Annotated in this window: 10 protein-coding genes; 7 read left to right on the top strand and 3 right to left on the bottom strand. The window is 44.0% G+C overall.

All coding sequences use genetic code 11. The annotated features are described in order from the left end of the window. The first annotated feature begins 26 nt into the window (after window positions 1-26). Entirely contained in the window at window positions 27-1,586 is a 1,560-nt protein-coding gene (locus AC0VXX_RS07090) for a SulP family inorganic anion transporter (protein ID WP_475516522.1), read from the top strand. Window positions 1,587-1,734: 148 nt separating this feature from the next. Here AC0VXX_RS07090 and AC0VXX_RS07085 read toward each other — a convergent pair whose 3' ends face one another. Continuing rightward, a complete protein-coding gene (locus AC0VXX_RS07085) occupies window positions 1,735-2,643 on the bottom strand; it encodes a bifunctional methionine sulfoxide reductase B/A protein (RefSeq protein WP_475516521.1) in 909 nt (302 codons plus the stop codon). A 296-nt stretch (window positions 2,644-2,939) separates the two neighbouring features. Here AC0VXX_RS07085 and AC0VXX_RS07080 point away from each other — a divergent pair, with 296 nt between their 5' ends. The 3 genes from AC0VXX_RS07080 to AC0VXX_RS07070 all read left to right on the top strand — a co-directional run bounded on the left by AC0VXX_RS07080 (window position 2,940) and on the right by AC0VXX_RS07070 (window position 7,079). After that, window positions 2,940-3,779, top strand: a complete 840-nt coding sequence (locus AC0VXX_RS07080) for an isopenicillin N synthase family dioxygenase (RefSeq protein ID WP_475516520.1) — start codon at window positions 2,940-2,942, stop codon at window positions 3,777-3,779. A gap of 105 nt (window positions 3,780-3,884) precedes the next feature. Next, entirely contained in the window at window positions 3,885-4,823 is a 939-nt protein-coding gene (ylqF, locus tag AC0VXX_RS07075) for a ribosome biogenesis GTPase YlqF (RefSeq protein WP_475516519.1), read from the top strand. 306 nt (window positions 4,824-5,129) lie between these two features. Then, window positions 5,130-7,079, top strand: coding sequence for a HAMP domain-containing methyl-accepting chemotaxis protein (locus AC0VXX_RS07070; RefSeq protein WP_475516518.1), 1,950 nt, complete (start codon window positions 5,130-5,132; stop codon window positions 7,077-7,079). A gap of 145 nt (window positions 7,080-7,224) precedes the next feature. Here the strand turns inward: AC0VXX_RS07070 and AC0VXX_RS07065 are convergent, their stop codons facing one another. Beyond that, window positions 7,225-8,103, bottom strand: a complete 879-nt coding sequence (locus AC0VXX_RS07065; protein WP_475516517.1) for a DNA ligase — start codon at window positions 8,101-8,103, stop codon at window positions 7,225-7,227. A gap of 391 nt (window positions 8,104-8,494) precedes the next feature. Between AC0VXX_RS07065 and AC0VXX_RS07060 the strand changes: the two genes are divergently transcribed. Together AC0VXX_RS07060 and AC0VXX_RS07055 are read left to right on the top strand one after the other, a co-directional pair. Next, complete coding sequence (locus AC0VXX_RS07060; protein WP_475516516.1) at window positions 8,495-8,866, top strand: diacylglycerol kinase; 372 nt, start codon at window positions 8,495-8,497, stop codon at window positions 8,864-8,866. Between the two features lie 296 nt (window positions 8,867-9,162). After that, window positions 9,163-10,065 carry a DUF481 domain-containing protein gene (locus tag AC0VXX_RS07055; protein ID WP_475516515.1) on the top strand — a complete coding sequence of 301 codons (903 nt, stop codon included), beginning with the start codon at window positions 9,163-9,165 and terminating at the stop codon, window positions 10,063-10,065. A 113-nt stretch (window positions 10,066-10,178) separates the two neighbouring features. Here the strand turns inward: AC0VXX_RS07055 and AC0VXX_RS07050 are convergent, their stop codons facing one another. After that, a complete protein-coding gene (locus AC0VXX_RS07050) occupies window positions 10,179-11,405 on the bottom strand; it encodes a nucleoside recognition domain-containing protein (RefSeq protein ID WP_475516514.1) in 1,227 nt (408 codons plus the stop codon). An 87-nt stretch (window positions 11,406-11,492) separates the two neighbouring features. Here AC0VXX_RS07050 and rsmF point away from each other — a divergent pair, with 87 nt between their 5' ends. Next, window positions 11,493-12,941 carry a 16S rRNA (cytosine(1407)-C(5))-methyltransferase RsmF gene (rsmF, locus tag AC0VXX_RS07045; RefSeq protein WP_475516513.1) on the top strand — a complete coding sequence of 483 codons (1,449 nt, stop codon included), beginning with the start codon at window positions 11,493-11,495 and terminating at the stop codon, window positions 12,939-12,941. Window positions 12,942-13,167: the final 226 nt, after the last annotated feature.

The raw sequence follows: 13,167 nt of genomic DNA, 5'->3' as shown, positions 1-13,167 counted from the left end.
ACCTATCATTTAATAACAGAGGCTAAATGTTCGATCTTATTCGTCACAAAACCGCTAGCCATAGAGCTGATTTACTTTCAGGGTTAACCGTTGCGTTAGCCTTAGTACCAGAAGCTGTCGCATTTGCATTCGTTGCAGGTGTAGAGCCCATGGTTGGTCTTTATGCAGCCTTTATCATGGGACTGGTCACCGCATTGATTGGTGGACGCCCAGGAATGATTTCAGGTGCAACTGGCGCCATGGCCGTCGTAATGGTCGCACTTGTAGCCGAACACGGTATTCAGTACCTATTTGCAGCCGTTGTGCTCGCTGGACTTATCCAGATTAGCTGTGGCCTGCTCAAATTAGGGAAATTTATTCGCATCGTGCCTTACCCTGTAATGATTGGTTTCGTCAACGGCCTTGCGATTGTGATTTTTCTGGCACAACTTGGCCAATTCAAGGCCCCTGATGCCAATGGCGTACTGACTTGGTTACCGCAAGATCAACTCCTGCTGATGTTAGGATTGGTGGCATTAACAATGGCGATTATTCAGTTTTTGCCTAAGCTGACAAATGCCATCCCCTCTTCTCTGGCGGCTATCCTCACAGTAACAGCCTTGGTGGTCTATTTCGATCTTGATACCCGCAACGTATTAGACTTCTTAAAGTCTATGAGTGGTGATGACAATGCCACCATAGCTGGCTCGCTGCCAACATTTGCCATCCCTGAAGTGGCCTTTAACTTAGAAACCTTATACATTATTTTGCCCTACTCCTTTATTCTTGCTGCGGTCGGCTTAATCGAGTCACTGTTAACCCTAACGGTGATTGACGAAATGACTGGCACTCGTGGCAAAGGTAATAAAGAGTGTATTGGTCAAGGCATTGGTAATATGACCAGCGGCTTCTTTGGTGCCATGGGCGGTTGTGCCATGATTGGCCAGTCGATGATTAATATCAACTCTGGCGGGCGTGGTCGTCTCTCGGGTATCACAGCGGCTGTGGCACTCTTGGCCTTTATCTTATTTGGCTCATCTTTAATCGAAATGATCCCTCTGGCGGCGCTAGTTGGTGTGATGTTTATGGTTGTTCTAGGTACTTTTGAATGGGCAAGCTTTAAGGTAATGCGTAAAGTGCCTAAGCACGATGCTTTCGTGATCATCTTAGTTACCGTCGTCACCGTGTTTACCGATCTTGCGTTTGCGGTGTTTGTTGGCGTGATTGTGTCCGCCTTGGTATTTGCTTGGGAACATGCAAAGCACATCAACGTGGATGTGAGCCAAGATGCTAACGGCTGGAAAGTGTACAAGCTCAATGGTCCGCTCTTCTTTGGTTCGGTAGCTCACTTCTTAGAACTGTTTGATGCTAAATCTGATCCACAAGATGTTATCGTTGACTTCCAAAACTCACGGGTATGCGATCACTCCGCGTTAGGTGCAATCGATACTTTAGCCGAACGTTACGTGAGCAGTGGTAAAAAGCTGCATTTACGTCACTTAAGCCAAGATTGTAAACAACTGCTGCACAAAGCGGGCGATCTGGTTGAGGTTAACTTTATCGAAGATCCGCACTACAAGATTGCCGATGATAAACTCGACTCATAAGGTGCCCCACTCACAGGCGCTCAAGGTGTTAAGTTGTGCATTAAGTATTAAGTAAGACATCTAAATAAAAAAGGCGCATCTGCGCCTTTTTTATTGCTTGCCTATTATGAGTACTTAAGAGCGACTCATCGTGGCTACCTTTTCGTGGCTAACTTTGCTTAATTTTATCGGCAAAGCGCGTCTTAAACTTATCCACCTTAGGTTTAACCACCAACTGGCAATAAGGTTGCTCACCATTGTTGGCAAAATAATCCTTATGATAAGCTTCCGCCGGATAAAAATGTTGAAACGCCACTAATTCGGTCACTATCGGCGCATCAAATAGCTGGGCTTCAGTAAGCTTGGCTATCAGGGCTGATGCGGTATTTATTTGTGCTTCATCATGAGCAAAAATGACCGAACGATACTGTGTCCCAACATCATTGCCCTGACGATTTAACGTGGTGGGGTCGTGACTATTAAAAAATACATCGAGTAATTCAGCAAAGCTAATTTGCTCTGCATCAAACTCAATATGCACTACCTCTGCATGGCCAGTCGTACCACTGCACACCTGTTTATAATTGGCACTGTGTTCATCGCCACCGCTATAACCAGATTGTACCGATATCACCCCGTCAAGCTGAGCAAAAATGGCCTCTAAACACCAGAAACAGCCACCACCTAAGGTAGCCCATTGATGCTTGTTAGTAACAGGAGCTGCGGTTACCGGTTTAAACACCATAGATACTGAATTAACACAATGACGAGTATTTTTCTCTGTTAAATATTCGCCTTCAAACACATGGCCTAAGTGCGCGTCACACTGCTGACATACAATTTCAGTACGCTGACCGTCGGCATCGGCTAAACGTTTAACTGCACCTGGGATCTCATCATCAAACGCAGGCCAACCACAATGGGCATTAAATTTATGCTCACTGCGATATAAAGGCGCATCACACCGCTTACAATGATAAACACCTAAGGCATCATGATGGTTATATTCACCACTAAAAGGCTGCTCAGTGCCCTTGCCTTCAATAACATACTGCTCGAACTCGGTTAATTCACGCATAGATAACTACTCTCTATTGATTCTCTTTTTACGGCGAAATGGCGCCGCCAAGATGCCGATACTGCTAACACACGATAACAGATTAAAGACCGACTGATTAAGTCTGATATTACACTATAGGCAATGATCCTACTGCATTAATACTACCAGTGAACGGCTCAACCTAAGGTTAGCTATCAATACGAAGCACCTTAGGTAACAGAACAATATGAAAGTGATTAACATCACACTTAATTTGCCCAACAGCAGCGACAACGGTAAACTCTCGCCGGGGTTTACTAACAAGAAAACAAAATATGAAATTAGAAACAATCGATTATCAAGCACCCGATAGCGCTGAGCGTTTTGTCCAATCGCTGCGCGATACCGGCTTTGGCGTATTATCCAACCACACTATCGACAAAACACTGGTTGAAACCATCTATAGTCAGTGGCAAGCCTTCTTTAACAGCGATGAAAAACAGGACTTCCTGTTTAAAGCAGAAACCCATGACGGCTTCTTCCCGGCCAGCATCTCTGAAACCGCTAAGGGTCATAACGTTAAAGACATCAAAGAGTATTACCATGTTTACCCTTGGGGACGCATTCCTGACTCGCTTAGAGACAATATTCTCGCCTATTATCAACAAGCCAATAGCCTAGCAGCCGAGTTACTCAGTTGGGTAGAAGCGCACACACCAGCAGAAGTGGCGATCAACTACTCTATTGCGCTTCCTAAGATGATAGAAGATAGCCATAAAACACTACTGCGGATTTTGCATTATCCGCCAATGTCAGGCGGTGAAGAGATGGGCGCTATACGAGCTGCAGCGCATGAAGATATTAACTTATTGACTGTGTTACCCGCCGCGAGTGAACCCGGTTTACAAGTACAAACCAAAACAGGTGAATGGTTAGATGTCCCCAGTGACTTTGGCAACATCATCATCAATATTGGCGATATGCTACAAGAAGCTTCGGGCGGTTACTTCCCCTCGACAACTCATCGAGTGATTAACCCAGAAGGAATGGATCGTAATCGATCGCGTATCTCGCTCCCCCTGTTCTTACACCCTAAACCAGAAGTGGTGCTCTCTGACCGTTACACTGCAGACAGTTATCTGATGGAACGTTTACGTGAACTCGGCGTTATCTAGTCACCTCAGCCTATAAAAGCGTCTATTGACGCTTTTTATTTGTGATTTTTATACCATATCAAGGTAAAATTACCCTCAACATCTGTTAGTAAGTAGAGTATAAACATGGCAATTCAGTGGTATCCCGGTCACATGCACAAGGCGCGTAAAGAGATTGAAGAGGTCATGCCTCAAATCGATCTCGTGATCGAGGTGCTCGATGCTCGCATCCCCTTTAGCAGTGAAAACCCCATGGTAAAAACACTGCGCGGTGATAAGCCATGCATAAAATTACTCAATAAATCCGATCTCGCCGATCCTGCTACCACACAGTTATGGATCGAACACTTAGAGCAGGAACAAGGCGTGAAAGCCATGGCGATCACCACCTTACAAGCCGCACAAGTACGCAAAGTTCCTGATCTGTGCCGTAAGCTGGTACCCAGTCGAGATACCACAGAAAAAGATATTCGCACCATGATCATGGGTATTCCTAACGTTGGGAAATCTACTATTATCAATATTTTGGCTGGTAGAGTCATAGCTAAAACCGGTAATGAACCCGCAGTGACTAAAAGACAACAACGCATCAACCTTAAAAACGGTATTGTGCTGTCTGACACACCCGGTATTTTATGGCCAAAAGTGGACAATGAAGCCAGCAGCTATCGCTTAGCCGTCACAGGTGCGATTAAAGATACTGCAATGGAATATGAAGATGTCGCCATGTTCGCCGCCGAGTATTTTTTAACGGCTTACCCAGAGGCCATAGCTGAGCGCTATAAACTAAAAGAGCTCCCTAAGGATGATATTGGCCTGCTTGAAGCCATTGGTCGTAAACGTGGCGCACTCAGACCCGGCGGACGTATCGATCTGCACAAAGCCTCTGAACTGTTATTACATGAATTTCGCTCAGGTAAGATAGGTCAATTATCACTAGAAACCCCCGCGATGGCTGAAGCAGAAAAGGCCGAAGTCGCGCGCATTTTGGCCGAAAAAGAGGCGCTTAAACAACAAAAACTAGAAGCTGAACGACTCAAGCGCTCAGGTATTCGCCATAGCTAGTCGCTAAGTGCTCAATGCGGATATAACGACCCGCATTGAGCCTATCAAGATATTTTTATCACAACCATCTGATATCAATAATATTTATTATCTGACACACCTCACTGGTTAAATAGCAATCAAATCAAGCCAATCAAACCGCTAAATAGAGTTTGTCACATCATTATTGTGTTCGTTTATCCAACAAACACGTATTCCCATAACTTTTTTGTGGATTAATATCACAATGTAACATGTTGATACTAAATACAAAATCATTTATAACACGCATCAAAATTATTGATATGCTGAATAGCTGGATAAGTGATGTTTAAAAATTTGCGGTTAGCAGTAAAAATAGGTGCGAGTTTCTTTATTGTACTAACGTTACTGTCGTTAGTACTCATAGTAGGAATTGTCTCGCTCAATAAAGCCAACGACGGGATCACTCATTACCGCGGCTTAAATCAAAATACCAACGCCGTGAGCGATCTACAAACCACCATGTTAATGGTGAGGATGAATGTTAAAGATTACATAATAGATCACAACAACAAAGATCTGACTGAATACCAAGAGTACTTAGTTAAACTCAACCAGTTACTGGCAACGGCCAAAGCCGAAATCCAACACCCCCAGCGCGCCAATTATATTACCAAGATCGACGCAGAACTCCTTACCTACCAAAACACCTTTACCAAAGTGGTTAATTTAATGTCAAAGCGAGATCAGGTCTTAGCAAAAAATATTTTACCACCAGGCGAAACCATGCGCCTAATGATTGAGCAAATCATTGAATCTGCCTATGTTAATAATGAAGCCGACGTGGTTTTTTACGCCGCGCAAACGCAAAAGACACTCTTATTCGGGCGTTTATTGGCCTCTAAATTTCTGGAGTCAAATAGTGAAGCAGACTATAAGGCAGCCCTAGATACAATGGGGAAAAATTTAAGCTTAAATACAACAAAGCTTAAGCCCTATTTAAATCAAGCTGAGCAACAAACGCAGCTAACATCATTCATTCAAGCCCAACACACTTATATCGAAGGTTTAAAGCAGATCCATCAGTTAATTGACACCCGCAACGATTTGATTAGCAATACCTTAGATCGTATTGGCCCTTTAGTCGCTAACCATGCCGAAAGTACTAAACAATCAGTCATAGCAGACATGCAACGCTTAGGTGCCGAAGTAAAAAATAGCACCAGTAACAGTATTCGCCTCACCTTACTATTGTCATTGGCAGCCGTAGTCTTAGGCAGTGTGGCAGCGTATGTGCTTACCGTCTCGATAACCCGCCCGATTAGCCAAGCGGTCACAGCTGCGCGCCAATTAGCACAGGGAGATTTAACTATTGAAATCCAGAGTCACAGTAAAGATGAAACAGGCATATTGATAGACTCGATACAGGAAACCGCAAGTAACTTACGTAATATGGTGACCACAATCTCATCAGCCAGTGTTGAATTGGCTACCGCGTCAGAAGAGCTGGCTGTCGTCACCGAACAATCGAGTCTTGGGGTGATACAGCAACAGCGTGAAACTGACTCTGTCGCCACCGCCATGAATGAGATGACGACCACTGTTAATGATGTCGCCCAAAATGCTGCAAAAGCCGCTGATGCCGCTAATCGGGCCGATAGCCAAGCAAATATCAGTCGTGATGAAGTAGAGAAAACCATCATAGCTATCAGTACCCTCGCCGATAGGGTCAATGAGTCATCTGAAAAACTGGGGGGTGTTGTAGTTGAAACCGACAATATTGTAAAAATATTAGACGTCATCCGCGGCATAGCCGACCAAACCAACCTACTGGCACTTAATGCCGCAATTGAAGCCGCTCGAGCAGGAGAACAAGGTCGAGGGTTTGCAGTGGTTGCCGATGAAGTGCGAACTCTGGCGCAGCGCACACAACTTTCAACGCAAGAAATTCAAAATATCATTGAGCAATTGCAAGCAGGCACCCAAAGCACCGTACTCGTGATGCAGCAAGGTAAAGAGCAAGCCGCACTCAGCGTAGAACAAGCCAACAAAACCGGCAACGCTTTAGCCGTCATTACTCAAGCGATTAGAGTTATTAACGACATGAATATTCAGATCGCCAGTGCATCAGAGCAGCAAAGCTCAGTGGCAGAAGAGATCAATCAAAACGTGTTAAATGTTAAACATATCGCAGAAGAAAATGCCGTATCAGCCAATCAGACTAAAGGGTCAACCATCGAAATCGCTCAGCTATCTGAGCAACTAAAGCTGATGGTGAATCAATTTAAGGTGTGAACCTAGCCATGTAAGCGCTAAACGTAACCTATTTGGCACGACTCATTTGGACCATATGTAATAATCTATACCTTATTTTACCGGTCTATATCAAATGCCACATTCCAGCAAAAGTGAGGGGATGTGGCCTTGTTAATTAAATAACCTATTGGCTAGGCCTAACACGCATAAAGCTGGCAAATCGAGGCACGCCATTACTGGTTAATCCATAAAATTTATAGGTCACTACGGTCCCTAATGGCGGAGGATTTTGCCGTTCGGCGTCGCTTAAGCCGGAACCCAATTTAAATCGTATGCCGCTGGGTGTTTCGACTTCTAATGCCCCAAGCATCCCGAGATATTTACCTTTGCCTTGATGGTAACCGACCACTTCAGCCTCTGCGTCTTCATAGCGTTTCAGTTTAACCAGATCGTGATTACGACCTTGATGATATAAAGCTGATTTTCGATGAAGCATCAAGCCTTCACCGCCCGCTTTTATCACCTGACTCAGGTGATCATCTAACGCCAAGGCGTTAGTAAATTGCAGCTGCACTATAACGACTAAATATGGAGAAATATCAGCAAATTGCTCCTGTGCATAACCATAACGCATAGCAAATGGTAGCGCTAACTGCGGCACATCAAAGACCATAAACTTAACCTTGCGCCAGTCTGATTCATCGGGATCACTTTGACGAACGAGTGCTGAAATCTCATCGAACCGACCGTGTCCAATCCATAGCTCACCGTCTAAGGGCTCATCAGGAAACCCGTCAGTAAACCACGTGGGAAGATTGATCGGCCGACCGCTACGACTATACATGGCACTTCCAGACCAAAAACCCCGAACGCCATCGAACTTTTCACTCACTAAGTACTCTGATATAGCAACTTGCGCCGTGATAGCTCCTGCATGCTGTAACTGCTGTTCAATGTTAGGTTGAGCTTGAAGAGAGGTTGGCTCAGCGTAAACACTTGCTGCAAATAAGTAAGGCCCAAATAATACGCCGCATAAAATCAAACGATATAAAGAAAACACCATAAGCTCCTCCTTGAGCGGGTGATGGTCCAATACTTCGAACAAATAACAATAAGTGTAGACTAACGGAGGTAAGTTAAATGTATCCAGCATAGATAAGCATTATTGTCGTGTTTAACACGCGCTAGATAATGTCAATATCAGCTCCACTAAAATGGGTTCTTAATGTAGTGATTTGAACACAATGACTTTTTAAAACAATTACTTTGGGTTACATCATTTTGGTTAAGTCATTTAATTAATGACATCTTAATTAACCATAATTTGAATTTTAGCTGAATCTTATTTGCAATTAACGTTATCTAAAACAATAGATGTTGCATAAAATAGTCGTAATTCGCTCACCTTATATAATCTGTACTGAGCCAAGCTCAGTTTTTTACAATGGAATATTATGAAACCAGAAAATAATCACGGCATAAAACGGGTTTTTAGAGCTACGGGCTTTTCAATCCAAGGGCTAAAACTTGCGTGGCGCTGTGAAGCGGCTTTTAGACAGGAACTCGTGCTTGCGTTATTTATGCTCCCGATTGCCATCGTACTCGATGTATCGACAGTTGAACGCATCTTACTCATTATGACACTGTTTATTGTGTTAATTGTCGAGCTGTTAAATTCAGCCATTGAAGCTGTAGTCGATCGTATCGGCGATGAGATCCACCCCTTAAGTGGTCAAGCAAAAGATATAGCCTCTGCAGCAGTATTTTTCAGCCTATTATTGTGTGGTATCACTTGGCTGATGATCATCTGGCCATTACTTTATTAATTAATAAAAACAAATCTGTAACTTAAAACCAATCATATTAAGTGTTGCTCTGCTCGCTATCATATGGCCCCAATGCAAGAAGCAACGAGGCTAACGCCTTTGTTACAGCAGGTGGGTGAGCGCCAATGGCGATCATCCACCGTTATCGCATATTGCAGAAAAAACAGCTGTTCTACACATTTTTTGATACAAATCATTTAACAAATACGGTAACCTGCTAAACTTGTTAGCACATATTAAAGGCTAACACAATACAATCAGTGACTTATAATAAGTATGATTTAACGGGGCATTCTTTGGCTTACAAACTCTTACCATTATTGGCGTTGGCCGTTCTCAGTACCTCTGCTTTAGCGAGTGAAGGAGACTCCCAGATCACAGTGCCATCAAAAATGGAGCAGAAGAAAACCGTAATCCGAATTGGTGGCTTTTATTCTAATTCCAATTCAACTATGGATGTCACTGACCCTCTATTAGGCAATAACTTTAAGCTTGATTTTGAAGAAGATCTTAATTTAGATGAGTCTCAGTTCCTGCCTTTTTTTGAAATACAGTATCATTTCAATGCCAAACACCGCATTTACGCCGATTGGAAACAGTTACATCGTAATGCCGAAGTCAAAAAGCTTACCGTTCCGTTTCAAGTGACATTGGACGACCAAATTTATAATGTGCAAGCCGGTGCTAACCTAGAAACCACACTCAACATTGATATTGCACGAATCGGTTATGGCTATAACTTTTATCAAGGCAATAACTACAACTTTGGTCTCTCCCTTGGTGTTCATACCATGTTCATCAAAACCGCGTTCAATGGGGATATTGGCGTCTGTCTTAAGGGCGATAGCGTACAACAATGCAGTGCTGCCAATCCTCGCTATGTAGATGAAGAAGTGACCGCTCCATTGCCTGATATAGGCTTATATGCCGACTATGAGTTTATTCCAGGGTTTAAACTCAATGCTCACGCGCAATATTTTTATATCGAACTCGATGATATCAAAGGTAGCCTTGTGGATATTCGTGCCGGATTAGAAGCGAAGATCACCGACAATTGGCACATGACCGCGGCATTTAATTACTATAAAGTCGATGTAGATTTCGACAGTAATGTGACCCAATCAGATCTCAAGGTCGCTAATTACAACCTTTACTACAGCTTTATCGGCCCCATGCTTTCAGTTAGCTACCATTTTTAACAACACATCAACTCGTCACTCAAGCACCACAGACTGAGGTCCGCTAATATTACTAGGTAGCGTCTCTAAGCTAGCTCATTGAACACACGCTTACATCAATATCTAGCTAATGCTCAGCCATAAAAATGATAACAAACCCAAATCGCCGCACAGATCCCAGCAATATCGGCAGTCAAGCCACACACTAATGCATGGCGTCCATTGCGGATACCAACAGCACCAAAATATACCGCTAATACATAGAAAGTCGTCTCAGTACTGCCTTGCAGAATCGCTGCAAGCCGCCCTGCAAAAGAGTCTACGCCATGGTGCTGCATGGTTTCTAACATCATGGCGCGTGCGCCTGAACCGCTAAAGGGCTTCATTATCGCCGTAGGTAAGGCATCGATAAATCGAGTATCGCCATTAAATAGATGCACTAGGGCGGCAATCAAACTGAGTAAATAATCCAGCGCCCCTGATGCCCTTAACAAGGCAATCGCTAACAACATCGCCAGCAGGTAAGGAATGAGTTTGATAGATTGTTCAAACCCCTCTTTCGCGCCAGCGACAAATTCATCATACACCGCGACCTTACGCAGACCAGCAATGATAATAAAGCTGAAAATCAATAATAATAAGATGCCGTTGCCTAGCCCTGTCGAAAGCTCACCAATCGCGGTGACACTTAAGCTACCAAGATAAAATACCAACGCTGAGATCATGGCGAAAAACAATGCACCGTAACCCAAAATTACACTATTAAGTAACGAAATACGCTGAAAACAAGCCACCACTAATACCCCGACTAAGGTGGAAGCGCAGGTCGCTAATAATATAGGTAAAAAGATATCTGCAGGAGCCGCTGCCCCTTGCTGCGCCCGATACAGAAAGACCGTTACAGGCACCAAGGTGACCGAGGAGGTATTAAGCACTAAAAACAGGATCTGAGCATTGGTCGCTACCGCTTTATCAGGATTAAGTGTTTGCAGATCTTGCATCGCTTTGAGACCCAGTGGGGTCGCAGCGTTATCCAGCCCTAATACATTAGCAGTCAGGTTCATTGTCACACTGCCGAAAGCCGGATGCCCCTTAGGCACCTCTGGCATAAAGCGCCGTAATAATGGCTCGAATAATGAGGAGAGCGCAGCCACAACCCCCGCCTTTTCTCCCACACGCATCAAGCCCATCCAGAGAGATAACACCCCAATTAATCCTAATGCAATTTCCGCCGCTAATTTAGCACTGGCAAACAACGCATCAACCGCATCTGATAACAGATGCCAATCCCCTTGAAATAACCCGATGATGATCGCCAGTAACGAGGTAGCAAAGAAAACAAACCAGATGCGATTAAGCACAAAAACTCCTTTTTGACCTAGGTTTAACTAAGGCCTAACTAGCGATGTGATATACTGCCTAACAACAATATCTGCTTTTTCTTTCTTATGGTTCAACTAAATCAAAATTTTATCAATAGCATAGCTAAAGATATGCCCGAACATCTATCGATGGAAGATTTTATCGCCTACAGCGATAAGCCATTAAGACCATCGATTCGGGTTAATACCTTAAAAATATTGGCGAGTCACTTTGTCGCCTTAATGCAGCCTAAAGGCTGGCAGTTTGAACCTATCCCTTGGTGCGATACCGGCTTTTGGATCACTGTGAATGACGATGTGCAATTGGGCAATACCATCGAGCATATTCAGGGGCTATTTTATATTCAAGAAGCCAGTTCTATGTTGCCTCCCCATGCGTTATTTCCAACGCCCATTGATGCCCCTCAAGACTTAACCTTGTTGGATATGGCCTCAGCCCCAGGATCTAAAACGACCCAGCTTGCCGCCATGATGCAAAATCAAGGCCTACTGGTTGCCAATGAATACTCATCGAGCCGAGTAAAAGTACTGCACGCCAATGTATTACGCATGGGCGTAAAAAATACTGCCCTCACCCATTTTGATGCGCGGGTATTTGGCGAATACCTCTATGACACATTCGATGCCATTTTACTCGACGCGCCATGCAGCGGTGAAGGCACGGTCCGAAAAGATCCCGAGGCCTTAAAACATTGGGATTTTGCCGAGATTGAAGCCATAGCTAACACTCAGGTTGATCTAATCGAATCCGCTTTTTTGGCATTAAAAACTGGTGGGTCACTTGTCTATTCGACCTGTACACTCAATCGCACCGAAAATCAGCAGGTGTGTTTACATCTGCAGCAGCGTTACCCCGACGCAGTACAATTTGAATCACTCGCCAACCTGTTTCCTGATGCGCATAAGGCGTGTACTGAAGAGGGTTTTTTACATGTTTGGCCACAGATTTATGACAGCGAAGGCTTCTTTATCGCCAAGATCAACAAAATTGCCGATATTGAACGCGCAGTTGAGCAGCCTAAAGCGCAAAAGAACTTTCCGTTTACGCATGCCACTAATAAATCCCTTAAGGCCCTTGAAGATTACTTTCAATCGACGTTCGACATTAACCTGTCTGAACATGGCATTGTGATGCAGCGTGACAATGAATATTGGTTATTCCCGCGCAATATCATGCCACTTATTGGCAAGATCCGCTTTCAGCGCATCGGTTTAAAGTTGGCAGATGCACTCAAAAAAGGCTTTAAGGTTCGTCATGAAGCCATAGTGGCATTAGCTAATGCCCATAAGAGTATCCCCTTAGATGAAAGCCAAGCCAGCAGTTATCTTATGGGGCGAGACATTATGTTACCCACCAAAACCACACCACAAGGTGAGCAACTCGTCAGCTATCATCAGGCCAATTTAGGTCTCGTTAAACATCTTGGCAATAAATTGAAAAACAGCTTACCGCGGGACTTGGTCAAAGATAAAATTTGTCCATCATTGAGCACTGAGCAGGCACCAAAAGGTTAAGCATGAGGATGTCGACTTGCGACGCTGGCCACCTCGTAACATTTAGTTACAATTAAACTAACGCTTAATATAGACAAACTCGGCAGCATGCTCAGCCTTGACTACACTAAAAGCCTGAGAGTATTTAGAGACCATCTCAAACAGTAGCGCACGGCTCTGCAAAGAGCCATTCCCCTAGACCCAGAACAATTGGAATAGTTTTGGGTCTTTTTTTATCTGTTATTTG

This window comes from Shewanella sp. QJM3NY_23 (genome assembly GCF_056173105.1).
This window is presented reverse-complemented; position numbering and strand designations above follow the sequence as displayed.